The 15211-nt window shown below is 56.7% G+C and carries 13 protein-coding genes; 6 read left to right on the top strand and 7 right to left on the bottom strand.

The window, feature by feature from the left end:
* Nucleotides 1-21: 21 nt before the first annotated feature.
* From ACN1CO_RS05300 to ACN1CO_RS05290, 3 genes are all read right to left on the bottom strand, one after another.
* Complete coding sequence (locus ACN1CO_RS05300) at nucleotides 22-204, bottom strand: type II toxin-antitoxin system HicA family toxin (RefSeq protein WP_419138123.1); 183 nt, start codon at nucleotides 202-204, stop codon at nucleotides 22-24.
* Between the two features lie 196 nt (nucleotides 205-400).
* Nucleotides 401-895 carry an RrF2 family transcriptional regulator gene (locus tag ACN1CO_RS05295; RefSeq protein WP_161732429.1) on the bottom strand — a complete coding sequence of 165 codons (495 nt, stop codon included), beginning with the start codon at nucleotides 893-895 and terminating at the stop codon, nucleotides 401-403.
* 207 nt (nucleotides 896-1102) lie between these two features.
* Entirely contained in the window at nucleotides 1103-2302 is a 1200-nt protein-coding gene (locus tag ACN1CO_RS05290; RefSeq protein WP_419138122.1) for an MFS transporter, read from the bottom strand.
* 188 nt (nucleotides 2303-2490) lie between these two features.
* Between ACN1CO_RS05290 and tus the strand changes: the two genes are divergently transcribed.
* Complete coding sequence (gene tus / locus ACN1CO_RS05285) at nucleotides 2491-3420, top strand: DNA replication terminus site-binding protein (protein WP_419138121.1); 930 nt, start codon at nucleotides 2491-2493, stop codon at nucleotides 3418-3420.
* Between the two features lie 44 nt (nucleotides 3421-3464).
* Here the strand turns inward: tus and fumC are convergent, their stop codons facing one another.
* Complete coding sequence (fumC, locus tag ACN1CO_RS05280) at nucleotides 3465-4862, bottom strand: class II fumarate hydratase (protein WP_419138120.1); 1398 nt, start codon at nucleotides 4860-4862, stop codon at nucleotides 3465-3467.
* A 195-nt stretch (nucleotides 4863-5057) separates the two neighbouring features.
* Here fumC and manA point away from each other — a divergent pair, with 195 nt between their 5' ends.
* Both manA and ACN1CO_RS05270 read left to right on the top strand, forming a co-directional pair.
* The gene (gene manA, locus ACN1CO_RS05275) at nucleotides 5058-6233 is read left to right on the top strand and encodes a mannose-6-phosphate isomerase (RefSeq protein WP_419138119.1); all 1176 of its coding nucleotides are present in this window, start codon (nucleotides 5058-5060) and stop codon (nucleotides 6231-6233) included.
* A 132-nt stretch (nucleotides 6234-6365) separates the two neighbouring features.
* Nucleotides 6366-7865, top strand: coding sequence for a YdgA family protein (locus ACN1CO_RS05270; protein WP_419138118.1), 1500 nt, complete (start codon nucleotides 6366-6368; stop codon nucleotides 7863-7865).
* Between the two features lie 40 nt (nucleotides 7866-7905).
* On the opposite strand, the gene malI is transcribed toward ACN1CO_RS05270, so the two are convergent.
* On the bottom strand, nucleotides 7906-8931 hold the full coding sequence (gene malI / locus ACN1CO_RS05265; protein WP_419138117.1) for a Mal regulon transcriptional regulator MalI: 1026 nt from the start codon (nucleotides 8929-8931) through the stop codon (nucleotides 7906-7908).
* A 174-nt stretch (nucleotides 8932-9105) separates the two neighbouring features.
* On the opposite strand from malI, the gene malX reads away from it, so the two are divergent.
* The 3 genes from malX (at nucleotide 9106) to add (ending at nucleotide 13023) form a co-directional block, all read left to right on the top strand.
* Nucleotides 9106-10695: a maltose/glucose-specific PTS transporter subunit IIBC gene (malX, locus tag ACN1CO_RS05260; RefSeq protein ID WP_419138116.1), complete on the top strand. Its 1590-nt coding sequence runs from the start codon at nucleotides 9106-9108 to the stop codon at nucleotides 10693-10695.
* 16 nt (nucleotides 10696-10711) lie between these two features.
* Nucleotides 10712-11884, top strand: a complete 1173-nt coding sequence (locus ACN1CO_RS05255; RefSeq protein WP_419138115.1) for a MalY/PatB family protein — start codon at nucleotides 10712-10714, stop codon at nucleotides 11882-11884.
* Between the two features lie 143 nt (nucleotides 11885-12027).
* Complete coding sequence (add, locus tag ACN1CO_RS05250) at nucleotides 12028-13023, top strand: adenosine deaminase (RefSeq protein ID WP_419138114.1); 996 nt, start codon at nucleotides 12028-12030, stop codon at nucleotides 13021-13023.
* Between the two features lie 80 nt (nucleotides 13024-13103).
* Here add and ACN1CO_RS05245 read toward each other — a convergent pair whose 3' ends face one another.
* A complete protein-coding gene (locus ACN1CO_RS05245) occupies nucleotides 13104-14150 on the bottom strand; it encodes an oxidoreductase (RefSeq protein WP_419138113.1) in 1047 nt (348 codons plus the stop codon).
* Nucleotides 14151-14252: 102 nt separating this feature from the next.
* The gene (gene araC / locus ACN1CO_RS05240; RefSeq protein WP_419138112.1) at nucleotides 14253-15170 is read right to left on the bottom strand and encodes an arabinose operon transcriptional regulator AraC; all 918 of its coding nucleotides are present in this window, start codon (nucleotides 15168-15170) and stop codon (nucleotides 14253-14255) included.
* Nucleotides 15171-15211: the final 41 nt, after the last annotated feature.

The following is a 15211-nucleotide window of genomic DNA, read 5'->3' as shown; positions in this document are numbered from 1 at the left end:
GTGTTACCTCTCTGATCGGGCTCACAGGCCCAGATCTTTTAAAATTTTTCTGCGGGTACCTTCAGGCATTTCTTTCGCTCCGTGATCCGGAAAAATGGATTGCCTTTCGCCCAGGAAGACCTTGAAATGGCTGCTTCCACTACGGTGCTTAGTCAAAATAGCGCCCTGCTGAATGAGCCAGCGTCTGAATTCACTGTACTTCATCGCGTTCCCTCGCTGTGTATAACAGCAAGAATAACATTAGTGATAATCAATACAACAATAATGTTGTGGCTATTGCTGGATTTTCAAACGATCCATTACGTTCAGCGCGATGACCAAAGTCAGAAAGATAGGTATTGATTCATGGCGGATTTGAGGCAGGACATTACTGATCAGCAGGCATAAAAAAAGCCGCTCATCAGCGGCCTTTTTTGCAGAGTTCTTCACTCTCTTCGGGTTCAGGTTCCGGTACGGCGGTGCAGTTGCTGGTATCGCGTTTCTTCAGCTCGTTGAGCGCGTCTGCCACGGTGCGTTTTGCCAGCACATCCAGCGACGCCTGCTCGGCTTCATCGGCTATCGACTTAAAGTACCAGCAGAGGTTGGCACTGACCAGACAGCGCGGCGCGACATCAGGACGTGCAGCCCAGATCTTTTTGTCTTCGATGACTGAGACATAGATATCCCGCAGGGTAATTTCAGCCGCAGGACGACCCAGATGAATCGAACCGGTTCGGCCCAGCGTAGAGACGATAATGCCGTCACGGGTCAGCGGGACCATTAATTTTCGAATGAAACTGGGATTCGCTTCCAGCCCGTAGGCCAGAATCGCGCTGGTAGAGCGTTTACCCATTTGCTCCGCCATCGCTACGCTCAGAACCATTTGCAAAGCTGTCGGGAAGCGGTAATCAAGCATTTCTTTATCCTGAGTTGCGGTGGATCTTATTGTTTTATTGCCGCATAAGTGAACAATCAATGAGCAATAAATATAACAAACACTGTTGCTTTTTTGAAGCTAACCGGCAGCGACAAGGCACGTATTCACCAAAGGCGGAGGCCCGATAGCACAAGGTGCTCAGCCTGCTGACGGCCCTCTCCCCGCGGAACAGGAGGAACAGCGCCGTTATACGGTGGTGGCCGCTACCGGTGGTAATCGCTGCTTCAGCGCCATAACCAGTACCACGTTAAAGATTGCTAAGGCGCAAAGCAACCAGAGCGTCGCCGGGGCGCCCATCCTTTCAAACACATAACCGCCTATCAGTGGCGTCAGTGCCTGTCCCATCAGCGCCGGGCGGGCCATTCTACCCACAACAATCGCGTAGGACTCTGGTTTGACCATCGCCAGCGGTAAAGTTCCGCGCACGATGGCACGTAAGCCATTTCCTGCGCCATACAGCACCATGCTCAGCAGCGCCATCTGCGGGAAAAGAGCCAGCAGCAGCAGGCCCAGCGCGACCAGCCCGACGGAGAAAAAGGTGGTACGAATCGGATGGCTGCGTTTAAAGACGATATCGACGATACGGGCCCCCACCTGGCACGGGCCCATCACGGCGCTGATTGCCAGCGCCGAAGTCAGCGTATGACCTGTGGCCTGTAACAGGGCGATAAGCTGCACGGAAATCGCGGTCATGATCACGGATGCCAGGGTAAAGATGGCGCACAGGAGCCAGAACAGCGCGGGTTCGATCTCCGCCGTGGCAGGCTGCTTGATCCCTGGTTTAACAGGCCGCTTAGTGTGACTCGCGGGTAAGGCAAACAGATAGGCAGGCAGCACGCAGATGACCATCATTGCCGCAATAATGAGTGAAGCATCCCGCCAGCCGAATCCGTGGATTAACAATGCCGTGCCCGGCCAGACCAGCGTGGTGCAGAAGCCCGATATCAGCGTAATACTGGTGATGGCGGAACGCGCCTGACCGCCATAGCAGGTGCCGAGCGTGGCGAACAGCGCATCATAAAGCCCCATCGCCATCCCGATGCCAATTATCACCCACGCGAACAGAAACAGCGGCAGCGAGTAGCTGTACGCCATCATCACCAGCCCCACCGCCATCACCACGCCGCTCAGCGCCAGCAGCAGACGACCGCCGGTTCGGGCGATAATCCTGCCCGCCAGCGGTGACAGCAGTCCCGACACCAGAATCCCGGTTGAGAGCGCGCCATAAATCCATTGCTGTGACCAGCCTGTCTCAGCCGCAATTGGATTCGCCATTACTGCCATCAGATAGAACGACCCACCCCATGACAGGATCTGCACCCAGCCCAGTGTAAAAATGGCGGCGATACCGGGTTTGTTATTCTGATTCACAGGCGATCTCTTCATTAGCAGGCGAATCGTTTTTATAACATGTTCTGCGATAAGGCAAAAATGCGTGACGCCCTTTTCGCTGGATGACCAGGCAGGCTGCACGTTTTTAGTGGAATAATTAAACGTATGTTGTAACTATATGTCGCTTGCATCCTCGCCGGGCTTCTGCCACATTGTGGACGTTGTAACTATGGAGGCACAACATGACGCGCTACGACTTAGTGGCTGATATGCATCAGTGTGTAAATGACCTGGAACTGGCGCTGGGCGAACTGCGTCAGCAGATTGAGGCGCAGCCTTTGCTGATCGCCCGCGTCTTCAGCCTGCCGCCGGTAGTGAAAGGCCGCGAACATGAAGCGATTACTCAGATTGCCGTTGAGCAGCATCTCGGCGAGAGCGCGTTGAAGATGGCTCTCGACCACTACTGCCGCCTGTTTATGCAGCATCAGTCTGAACAGCTGAGCACCAAGGCTGCCGTTCGCTTACCCGGCGCACTCTGCATCGAATGCGATGCGCAGCGCGAAGCAGAGATCGGCTCGCTGGTCGACCTCATCAACCAGCTGAAAGCCCGGCTGGAGCAGCTGATCACGGTGGACTCGGGCCTGCCGAGCGAAGCGCGTTTTGAGTTCGTTCACCAGCATTTACGCGGCCTGATTACCCTGAATGCCTATCGCACGATCACCCTGCTCAGCGCGCCAGACAGCCTGCGTTTCGGCTGGGCCAACAAGCACATCATCAAGAATCTCAAGCGCGAAGAGGTGATCGCCCAGCTGGAAAAAAGCCTGAAGTCGGGACGCGCGAAGGCACCCTGGTCACGGGAACAGTGGGCGGAAAAAGTACAGGAGGAGCTGGCAAGCGTGCGCGCCCTGCCCGCCTCGGCACGGCTGAAAATCAAGCGTCCGGTGAAAGTCCAGCCGGTGGCACGCGTCTGGCGCGCGGATGAACAAAAGCAGACCCAGTTGGCCTGTCCTTCACCGATACTGGTGATCTGTCGCGATCGCACTCAGGTTCCGGTACTGGGCGAGTTGCTCAATTATGACGCCGACAACATCACGCATCGCCATAAGCCCGCCGCTGAACCATTGAATCTGCTGATCCCCCGACTGCATCTGTGGGTCGATTGCCCCATCTGAATAAAAAAGGCCAGCATCCGCTGGCCTCTGACTCATCTTAAACCTTACGACTTCATGCTGCCGACCATCTCTTCCGGCCGGACCCAGGCATCAAACTCTTCTTCAGTGAGATAACCCAGTTTCAGCGCCGAGCCTTTCAGCGTCAGCCCCTCTTTGTGCGCCTTCTTGGCAATTTCTGCCGCTTTGTCATAGCCAATATGGGTATTCAGCGCCGTCACCAGCATCAGCGATTCGTTGAGCAGTTGATCGATGCGCTCGCGCACCGGCTCAATGCCGACGGCGCAGTGATTGTTAAAGCTGTCCATGCCATCCGCCAGCAGGCGAATCGATTGCAGGAAGTTATGGATGACCATCGGACGGAAGACGTTCAGCTCAAAGTTACCGGACGCGCCGCCCATGTTGATCGCCACATCATTACCCATCACCTGACAGCAGAGCATCGTCATCGCTTCGCACTGCGTCGGATTCACTTTGCCCGGCATAATGGAGCTGCCTGGTTCATTCTCCGGAATGGCGATTTCGCCGATGCCGCAGCGCGGGCCAGAAGAGAGCCAGCGCACGTCATTCGCGATTTTCATCAGTGAAGCGGCCAGCCCTTTCAGCGCGCCATGTGCATGCACCAGCGCATCACAGGTGGCCAGCGCCTCAAACTTGTTGGGCGCAGTGACAAACGGCTGCTGCGTGAGATCGGCCAGCGCCTTCGCCACGCGCACCGCATATTCCGGATGGGTGTTCAGGCCGGTGCCCACCGCGGTTCCGCCCAGCGCCAGTTCCGACACGTGCGGAATGCTCTGTTCGATATGCTTCAGGTTGTGCTCCAGCATCGCCACCCAGCCGGAAATCTCCTGACCCAGCGTCAGCGGCGTCGCATCCTGCAGGTGAGTACGGCCAATTTTGACGATATCTTTGAAGGCATCAGACTTCTGACTCAGCGTTTTCTTTAGCACCTGAATCTGTGGGATCAGCTGTTCGCGCAGGGCGATAACGGCGGCAACATGCATCGCCGTCGGGAAGACATCGTTCGAGCTCTGGCTCTTGTTGACATCATCGTTGGGATGGACCAGCCGCGACATACCGCGCTCTCCGCCCAGGATTTCACTCGCGCGGTTCGCCAGCACCTCATTCATATTCATGTTGGTCTGAGTGCCGGAGCCGGTCTGCCAGATCGCCAGCGGGAATTCATCCGCATGCTTATCCGCCAGCACTTCATCCGCCGCGCTGACAATCGCCTCGGCACGATCGGCGGGCAGTAGTCCCAGATCGCGGTTCACGCTGGCCGCGGCGCGCTTGGTCAGTGCCAGGGCATGCACCAGCGCGGTCGGCATTTTTTCGGTTGAGATCCGGAAGTGTTCCAGTGAGCGCTGCGTCTGCGCGCCCCATAGTTTGTCTGCCGGTACGTCGATGGGGCCCATTGAATCTTTCTCAATGCGGTTGCCTGCCATGAATACGTCTCCTTCACCTTGTTTTTAAAAGAATGACCGCCAGGTCGTTGCAATCAACTATCGGGCGGTCAGGATAGTAATACACAATAATTTAACATCATCAGAGCTTAGCGTCCTTTTGCGCTGGATATGTATTTTTACCGGCAGTTTCTGCTTTAATAGCCGCAATAATTTCCCGTGATAAAGGGTTATACGATGCAAAAAATGAACAATTCGCTGCAAAATTACGCGTGGGGCAGTAAAACTGCGTTGACTGAGCTTTATGGGATTGCGAACCCGGAAGGGTTGCCAATGGCGGAACTCTGGATGGGTGCGCATCCGAAAAGCCCCTCCACCGTGATGGATCAGGGCAGCGAGCGTTCTTTGCGTGACGTGATTGATGCTGCGCCTGCCGCGATGCTGGGTGATGCGGTAGCACAGCGTTTTGGTGAACTGCCCTTCCTGTTCAAAGTATTGTGTGCCGATCAGCCGCTGTCGATTCAGGTTCATCCCAGCAAGCACGCGGCTGAAGTGGGTTTTGCTCGTGAGAATGCAGCTGGTATTCCGCTGACGGCGGCTGAGCGCAACTACAAAGATGCCAACCACAAGCCGGAGCTGGTCTACGCGCTGACGCCCTTCCAGGCGATGAATGGTTTTCGCACGCTGACGCAGATGGTTTCACTGCTGGAGCCGGTGGCGGGCGCGCATCCTCAGATTGCCCATTTTCTGCAGCATCCCGATCAGGAGACGCTGGCCGCGCTGTTCTCTACCCTGCTGTCACTGGGGGGCGAGGAGAAATCGCTGGCGCTGGGCGTACTGAAATCCGCACTTGATGCGCAACAGGGCGAGCCGTGGCAAACCATCCGCATGATTGCGGCTGAGTATCCTGACGACACCGGCCTGTTTTCACCGCTGCTGCTGAATGTGATCACCCTGCAGCCCGGCGAGGCGATGTTCCTCTATGCTGAAACCCCGCACGCCTACCTGAAAGGCGTGGCGCTGGAGGTGATGGCAAACTCCGATAACGTGTTGCGGGCCGGTCTGACCCCGAAATATATCGATATCGCCGAGCTGATGGCTAACCTGAAGTTTGATGAGAAGCCCGCCAGTGCGCTGCTGACCAAGCCGGAGCAACAGGGCAACGCGCTGCGCTTCCCGATTCCGGTCGAGGATTTCGCCTTTGCCATTCACAGCCTGAACGCAGAACCGCAGTCGCTGGCGCAGCAGAGCGCCGCCCTGCTGTTCTGTATCGAAGGCCAGGCAGTAATCGCCAAAGATGAGCAGCAGGTAACGCTGAAACCGGGTGAATCCTGCTTCATTGCCGCCAGCGAATCACCGGTAACAGTCGCTGGTACGGGCCGACTGGCGCGGGTATTTAACGACTTAGGGTGAAGCGGCTGACGGAATGCCTGTTAACTGCTATTATTTCAACCTATTAGCTTTTAAACGCCTGCGGGCGTTTTTCTTCGGTCGCTGGGGTAAACCTGCGGCATAAGCGGACTCAAGGATAAGGACGAATCAGCAATGAAAAAGACCAATGTTGCCGTAGGTGTGATCATCGCACTGGGCGTTGTCTGGACTGGCGCGGCATGGTTCACCGGCAAGCAGATTGAAAGCCACAGGGACCAGCTGATGCAGAACGCCAATGCACAGCTGAATGCTTATGCCCCTAACAGCCGACTGAAGATCAGCTATCAGGATTATCAGCGCGGCGTGTTCAGCAGCAAAGTGAATCTGGTGGTTCAGGCCAACTCGCAGACGGAAGATAATCCGCTGCTGAAGCCGGGTCAGAGCATCATCCTGAATGAGACCATCGATCATGGTCCTTTCCCGTTTGCCCAGCTGAAGCATTTCAATCTGATCCCAAGCATGGCATCGGTGCATACCGAACTGGCTAACACCGATGCGGTGAAGAAGCTGTTTGAGCTGACCGGCAACAAATCGCTGATTAATGCAGATACCCGCATCGGCTACAGCGGTGCTACCGACACGGCGCTGCGCGTGCTGCCGGTGGATTATCAGAATGCACAAACCGGCGAACGGCTGGCCACCAATGGCGGCACCTTCAACGTCAGCGCAGATAATAAAGGCGATAAAGTGTCGCTGGACAGTGATGTTGATAGCCTTGCTCTGACCACTAAAAATGAGATGGGCCAGCCGGTGCTGTTTACCATCAACGGTCTGAAGCTGAGCGGTAACACGCACCTCAGCCCGGAAGGCGTCCGTATCGGCGACCAGTCGGTAAACATTGAGAAAGTGAATGCCAGCATCAATGGTCAGGACGCCCTGACGCTGAACAAAATGAAAGGCACCTCCTCTTTCGATAACAGCGCCGGTAAGATTGGCGGCGATATCGATTACAAGGTTGAAGGCGTTCAGCTGCAGAAGCAGGACTTTGGTCAGGCCGCGCTGAAGATGAAGCTGTCCCAGTTTGACGCGCAGGCGGTTAAAGCCTTCTCCGATCGTTATAACCAACAGATGCAGGAACTGCTGAGCCAGCCTGGCGTTGCAGAAGATCCTATTCGCTACCAGGCGGGCGTACATCAGATTCTGATGAGTAACCTGCCGATGCTGCTGAAAGGCTCGCCATCCATCAGCATCGCGCCGCTGAGCTGGAAGAATGATAAAGGTGAAAGCACCTTTAATCTGACCGCCAGTTTCAACGACCCTTCAGCTGTAACCGGTGAACCACAGACCCTTAGCGCTATGGTGGATCGGGTGCTGAAGAGCCTGGACAGTAAGCTGGTCATCAATATGCCGATGGCGACCGAAACCATGCATAAAGTGGGTCTGGCTGAGGGTTATCAGGCCGACGACGCACAGAAGCTGGCGGATCAGCAGGTGAAAGGTCTCGCGGCGATGGGTCAGATGTTCCGTCTGACTCAGCAGCAGGATAACAATATCGTGACCAGCCTGCAGTACACCAACGGTCAGGTGAACATGAACGGCGACAAGATGACGCTGGAGCAGTTCATGTCCCGTTATATGCTGGGTATGCCGACCAGCGAAGGCATGCCGCAGTAAGAGCACTCTTTCATTAAAGGCGACCTCCGGGTCGCCTTTTTTATGCCGATCCGCGAATGACCAGCTGCGGCGGCATAATCACGTTCTGCCGGGCGGCGTCAGGATGCGCCATCCGCTGCAGGATACGCTCTGCGGCCACGCGGCCAATCTCCCGTGCGGAACTGGTGACAAACGTCAGAGGTGGATCGGTGAGTTCCGCCTGTGGTTCATCGCCAAATCCCATTAAAGCCAGTTGTTGATCGTAATAGCTGTCGACTGCACCTCGGGCAAATGTGCGCCCGGTGCGGATCAGGCCAAAATAACACCCCAGCGCGGTCGTGGCATTGTAGGCCAGCACGGCGGTCAATCGGGGATGTTGCTGAAACAACTGTACCGCCGCTTCAGCCGCCGCTTTCTGCGTACTGCCGCATTCAATAATCCACTCCGGCCGGAACGGCAGACCATATTGCAGCAGGGTGGCGCAATAGCCGCCAAGCCGTTCCGCCCGTGTCAGTGATGCGCTATGCCCTCCCAGCCAGGCAATGCGCTGATGACCCTGGCGAATCAGGTATTCGGTGGCCAGACGCGCAGCCTGAGCATTATCAGGTCGGATAGCATCGACCTCCTCAAGGCTACTGGCGCGCGCCGCACAGACTAATGCCATATTCAGTTCTCTGGCTCGCGTCACAATCTGCCCGGCCTTGTCGGCACCGCCGCCCAGCACGATGCCATCCACTCCCTGAGCGACCAGTGACTCAAAGCAGCGATGCAGATGCTGGCCCTGAGCACCGCTCTGGGTCAGGAACAGCAATTTACCCTGCTTCTCCAGCGCTTCGCTCAGACCCGCCGTCATTTCTGCATAAAACGGCTGACTGAGATCGCGGACGATCAATCCAATGACGCCACTCTCACCGCCGCGCAGCATGGTCGCGGAACGGTTACGGACGAATCCGAGCTGCTCAATGGCCTCATTCACGCGCGCCATGGTTGCCGCAGAGATCCGTCCCTTGCCGGATAACACCAGAGATACCGTGGTCACCGACACACCCGCCGCCGCCGCAACATCATTGATGGTGATTTTACTCATCAGATTACTCAACTGAATTAGAGGGTTAGAAAACAAGGTAAAACGTTACACCTTATAGCGTCAGAATAATATCGCCTGTGGCCTGAAGAGTGTGATTCAGCGCGCATAAGATCCTGGTAAAACGTTTTATCATCCTGCGACTTTACTCAGTGGTCCTTTTATCCAGGAGCGTTCATGTCACCCTCTCACCAAAAAATGTCTGTCTGGGAATTTTTCCAGAGTCTGGGGAAAACCTTTATGCTGCCGGTTGCCCTGCTCTCATTCTGCGGCATCATGCTCGGGATTGGCAGCTCACTGAGCAGCCGCGATGTTCTGACTCTGTTGCCTGTGCTTGATCACTCCTGGCTCCAATATCTCTTTCTGTGGATGGCCAAGCTGGGATCGTTCGCCTTCAGCTATCTGCCAGTGATGTTCGCCATTGCGATTCCGCTGGGTATGGCGCGCGAGAACAAAGGTGTTGCGGCGTTTGCCGGTTTCGTGGGTTATGCCGTGTTAAACCTCAGCATCAACTTCTGGCTAAATATCAATGGCATTCTGCCAACCACCGATGCCGCACTGCTGAAAGCGAATAACGTTCAGCCGATCCTGGGGATCCCGTCGATCGATACCGGCATTCTGGGTGCGGTGATTGTGGGCATCGTCGTGTTCTGGCTGCATGAGCGTTTTCATAACATCCGACTGCCCGATGCGCTGGCGTTCTTTGGCGGCACCCGGTTTGTACCGATTATCACGACGCTGGTGATTGGTCTGCTGGGGCTGGTCGTGCCGCTGATCTGGCCATTTTTCGCACGGGGCATTACCGGTTTAGGCTGGATGATCAACAGCGCGGGTGACTTTGGCCCGATGATCTTTGGTACCGGCGAACGCCTGCTACTGCCGTTTGGCCTGCAGCATATTCTGGTGGCAATCATGCGCTTTACCGATGCGGGCGGCACGCTTGATGTGTGCGGCAAGAGCGTTAGCGGTGCCCTGACTATTTTTCAGGCGCAGCTCGCCTGCCCGGAAACGCACGGTTTTGCTGAAAGCGCGACCCGTTTCCTGTCACAGGGCAAAATGCCCGCCTTCCTGGGCGGACTGCCTGGCGCGGCACTGGCGATCTACCACTGCGCCCGTCCCGAGAATCGTCATAAGATTAAAGGTCTGTTGATCTCCGGCGTAGTGGCCTGCGTGGTCGGCGGCACCACTGAACCGATCGAGTTCCTGTTTCTGTTTGTCGCCCCTTTCCTCTATCTGATCCACGCCCTGCTGACCGGCGTTGGCTTTAGTATCATGGCGATACTCGGGGTCACTATCGGTAATACAGACGGCAATATCATCGACTTTGTGGTGTTTGGTGTGCTGCACGGCCTGTCGACAAAATGGTACTGGGTGCCGGTTGTGGCGGCGATTTGGTTTGCCGGTTACTACCTGATTTTCCGTTTCGCCATTCTGCACTTCAACATCAAAACTCCGGGCCGCGAAGTAGAAAATGCCAGTGCGGTTGCGCAGCAGGTCAGCAATGCCGGCAGAGGTAAATCGGGCTATAACTCACCGGCTATCCTGACGGCGCTGGGCGGCGTTGAAAATATTACCTCGCTGGACAACTGCCTGACGCGTCTGCGTTTAACCATAGCGGATATGAGTAAGGTGGACGATGCGGCGCTGAAAGCCAACGGCGCAATTGGGGTTGTACATCTCAACCAGACCAGCCTGCAGGTGGTCATTGGCCCGCAGGTGCAGTCGGTGAAAGATGAATTGTCACACCTGATGAACGTGACTGCATGATGCGCTGGAGCCGATAATGTTTAACTTTGACGAAGTCATTGATCGCCGTGGCAGTTGGTCTACGCAATGGGATTTTGTGGCTGACCGCTTTGGCGTATCCGATCTGTTACCGTTTACCATTTCAGATATGGACTTCAGAACTGCGCCAGCGGTTCAGCAGGCGCTGGCGCAACGCGTGGCACACGGCGTGCTGGGATATAGTCGCTGGCAGCATGATGATTTTCTCTCCGCCTGCTGTCACTGGATGCGCAGCCGTTTTGGCTACCAGCCCGACGCTGACAGTCTGGTTTATGGCCCATCGGTAATCTATATGGTGGCGCAGATGCTGCGCCACTGGAGCAACCCGGGGGATGAAGTGCTACTGCATACTCCCGCCTACGATGCCTTTTATAAAACTGTTCGTGGCAATCAGCGACAGGTGCTGGAGATGCCATTGCAGCGGGATAACGGGCGCTGGCGATGTGATATGGCAGCGCTGGAAACGCGACTGGCGCGTCCGCGCTGCAAAGTTCTGTTGCTCTGCAGCCCGCACAATCCCACCGGGAAAGTGTGGACGGCAACGGAGCTGCAACAAATGGCGGTGCTTTGCGAGCGCCACGGCGTGCGGGTGATCAGCGATGAAATCCATATGGATATGATCATGGGTAACCAGCCGCATATTCCGTGGGCCAGCGTGGCGCGCAGTGACTGGGTGCTGTTTACCTCGGCCTCGAAAAGCTTCAACGTGCCTGGCCTGACCGGCGCATGGGGAATTATCCCGGTTGCCACTGACAGAGCCGCCTGGTTTGAGGCCCTGAAAAGTGCCGACGGCCTTTCGTCTCCGGCAGTGCTGGCCGTCACAGCCCATGTGGCTGCCTACCGTCAGGGTGCGCCGTGGCTGGATGCGCTACGCAGCTATCTTTACGGCAATTTCACGCTGGTTGCCGATCGCCTGAACGCTGAGTTTCCCGCACTTGACTGGCACATCCCTGAGGCGACCTATCTCGCATGGATCGATATCAATCCGCTGGGCATCGCTGAAAAGGCACTGCAACAGGCGCTGATCCAGCAACGGGTTGCGATTATGCCCGGCTCAACCTATGGCGACGCAGGCACCGGGTTTCTGCGTCTTAACGTTGGCTGTCCGCGCAGCAAAGTTGAGGATGGCATTTCGCGCCTGATTGCGGCGATCCATCATTTGCAGGGCTGACTTCAACCGGCGAAGCGGTCCTCACTCGCCGGTTATGCGTAATTAAGCAGCATCCGGCGCGGCTGTTGCGCAAATAGCTGGCGCTGTTGCGCAAGATATTTTTATAATGCTCTGCACTTCACCGACAACTGAGCGAGTGCGCCATGATCGATTCTAAAATTCCTCTGACTGATATTCACCGCCACCTTGATGGCAACATTCGTGCACAAACCATTCTCGATTTAGGTCGCCAGTTTAACCTTACCCTGCCCGCCACCACGCTTGAGACGCTGCTTCCGCATGTGCAGGTCGGCGAGAACGAACCTGACCTGGTCAGCTTCCTGCAGAAGCTCGACTGGGGCGTGAAAGTGCTGGGCGATCTGGATGCCTGCCGCCGGATTGCGCAGGAGAATGTCGAAGATGCCGCCCGTGCAGGCATCCACTATGCTGAACTGCGTTTTTCCCCTGGCTATATGGCGATGACCCACAACCTGCCGATTGCCGGTGTGGTTGAAGCGGTGATCGACGGCGTGCGCGCGGGTCGTCAGCAGCACAATATCGATGTGCGTCTGATTGGTATTATGAGCCGTACTTTTGGCGAAGATGCCTGCCTCGGCGAGCTGGAAGGTTTGCTTGCTCATCGCGATCACATCACGGCGGTCGATCTGGCCGGTGATGAGCTGGGATTCCCGGGCAGCGAGTTTCTGAGCCACTTTACTCAGGCACGCGATGCCGGTTTCCGCGTTACCGTGCATGCGGGCGAAGCCGCCGGACCCGAGAGCATCTGGCAGGCGATTCGCGAGCTGGGTGCTGAGCGTATCGGTCACGGTGTGAAAGCGATTGAAGATCGCGCGCTGATGGATTTCCTGGCGGAGCACCGGATTGGTGTTGAATCCTGCCTGACCTCTAACATCCAGACTAGCACTGTGCCATCTCTGGCGCAGCATCCGCTGAAGACCTTCCTTGAGCATGGCATTCTGGCGACCATCAACACCGATGATCCGGCGGTTCAGGGCATTGAGCTGGCGCATGAGTATCAGCACGCCGCACCGGCTGCTGGCCTGAGCGCAGCGCAGATGCGTCAGGCGCAGGAGAATGGTCTGACAATTGCCTTCCTCAGCGAGGCTGAGAAAGCGGCTATCCGCGCCCGCGTGCAGTAATCCGCTCGCCTCAGCCATAAAAAACGGGCCGGATATCCGGCCCGTTCTGCTTTTTGCTTACTGCGTTAAGCACTCACCCATTAAACGCGCTTCAGCGACATCGTCTGGCGTTTCTCGGCGGATTGCAGACCCAGTTCGATCAGCTCCATCACCTGAATCGCCTCTTCCGCCGTCACCGGATTGTTACCGCGTCCGGCAATCGCATCGCGGATGCCCGCATAGTAAGCGGGATAGTTGCCCGGCTGAGTCAGCTGCGTGGTTTCGGTCAGAGAATCTCCGTCAACCAGCGTCAGCGTGCCGTCGCGCATGTCATAGCCCCAGTCCTCCTGCGGCGGGAAATCCCCCGACTTCAGGCGATCTTCCTGCGGATCCAGACCATATTTGACGTAACTACCGCGCGTGCCGTGGACGGTATAACGGGCGGATTCCGCCGCCACCAGCATGCTGGCGTGCAGCACGACGCGGCGCTGCGGATAGGTCAGCGTGGCGTGGAAGTAGTCGGTGGTCTGCGCGCCCGGACGCATCTCGGCCAGATCGACATTGATAGCGACCGGCGGACCAAACAGCTGCAGCGCCTGGTCCAGCAGATGCGGCCCCAGGTCATACCAGATCCCGCTGCCTGCGCCCTTCATTTCGCGCCAGCGATTACGCACTTCCAGACGGAAGCGGTCAAAGTGGGATTCGAAGTAGCGCACTTCACCAAGTGAGCCTGCTTCAAGCAGGGATTTCAGCGTCAGGAAATCACTGTCCCAGCGGCGGTTATGGAACACGGACAGCAGCAGACCTTTGGCTTTTGCCAGCGCATCCAGTTCACGCGCCTGTGACAGTGTCACGGTAAACGGCTTATCGACCACTACATGTTTACCGGCGTTCAGCGCCGCTTTAGCCAGCGGGAAATGGGTGTCGTTGGGGGTAGGAATAACAATCAGTTGCAGAGTCGGGTCGTCCAGCAGCGCCTGAGGATCGGCCACCACCTTAACGGCAGGCCAGTCGGCGTGGACTTTGCTGGCGTCGCTACTGGAAATGGCTGCCAACTCGACGTCCGGCGTCCCTGCAATCAGCGGGGCGTGAAACGTTTTACTGGCAAAACCGTAGCCGATCAAACCAACACGTAATTTATCGCTCATTTGGATTCCTCTTAGAGCCTGACTGGTCAGGCCCATCATTGATAACCTGATTGATTTAAGACTATTAACCAGGTGAGGACAAGGAGGAATCCCCCGAAAAAACTAAGAGATAGCACTTCGGGCCAGGGGCCAGGCTGTCTGCGCCGCCAGGCTGTCGTGCGCGTCCTGGTTACGGCGGCGGAAGTCGCTGGGGCTGACACCGACTCGCTTACGGAACACGCGCGAGAAGTAGAGCTGGTCGTCGTAACCCACTTCACGCCCTACCGAGGCGATGGGTTCCTGGGTGGTCTGCAGCAGCAGTTTGGCGCGGATTACCCGCTGATCTTCACGCCAGCGCAGCAGGTTTACCCCCATCTGCTCGCGGAACAGGTGCGCCAGCCGCGACGGTGACAGGCAAACGTGGCGTGCCACCTCTTCAATCTTCACCTCGCTGGCGAGATGGTTGGTGACATACTGGCAGGCTTCAATCACACGCGGATCGCGGATTAACTGATGACTGCGCGGATCTTCTTCGACGGCGCGCAGCAGCAGTCGCTCCAGCAGGTTCATCGCCAGCTCTTCTGCAAAACGACGACCTGAGTTGTGGGTCTGTTCGATGCTGGCAAACAGGCGGTCGAATTCACCGCGCAGGGATTCCGGCAGCAGCAGACGTCCCACGCCCTCCTGCTCATCCTGCCAGCGCAGCCAGTCATGCCAGTAAGCGCGCGGACGGAAGTAGACCCAGCGGTGGAACCACTGCGGGCTGTCCGGCGCACGACCATAATAGTGGGCGGTTTTTGGCTGAAACAGCAGCATTTCACCCGGTTCGCAGTCAAACGCCCGCTCGCCATCGAATACCCGCCCTTTGCCTTTAATGGTGAGGTTCAGAATGTAACCTTTCATGCCGTGCGGGCGATCGATAAAGAAATCGAGCGGACCATCGGCGGCGATGGGCGTCAGCCCCGCCACCAGCCAGGCATTGAATGAATAGCCTGGCAACAGGGGGTTTTGCTGCTCGGCCGGTAATTCGCGGTGATACATAGCGTCCTCACTCAGTCTGTTATTGTTCGGATAGCCCGCAG

The organism is Pantoea sp. R13S299, from assembly GCF_048515925.1.
GTDB lineage: Bacteria > Pseudomonadota > Gammaproteobacteria > Enterobacterales > Enterobacteriaceae > Pantoea.
This window is presented reverse-complemented; position numbering and strand designations above follow the sequence as displayed.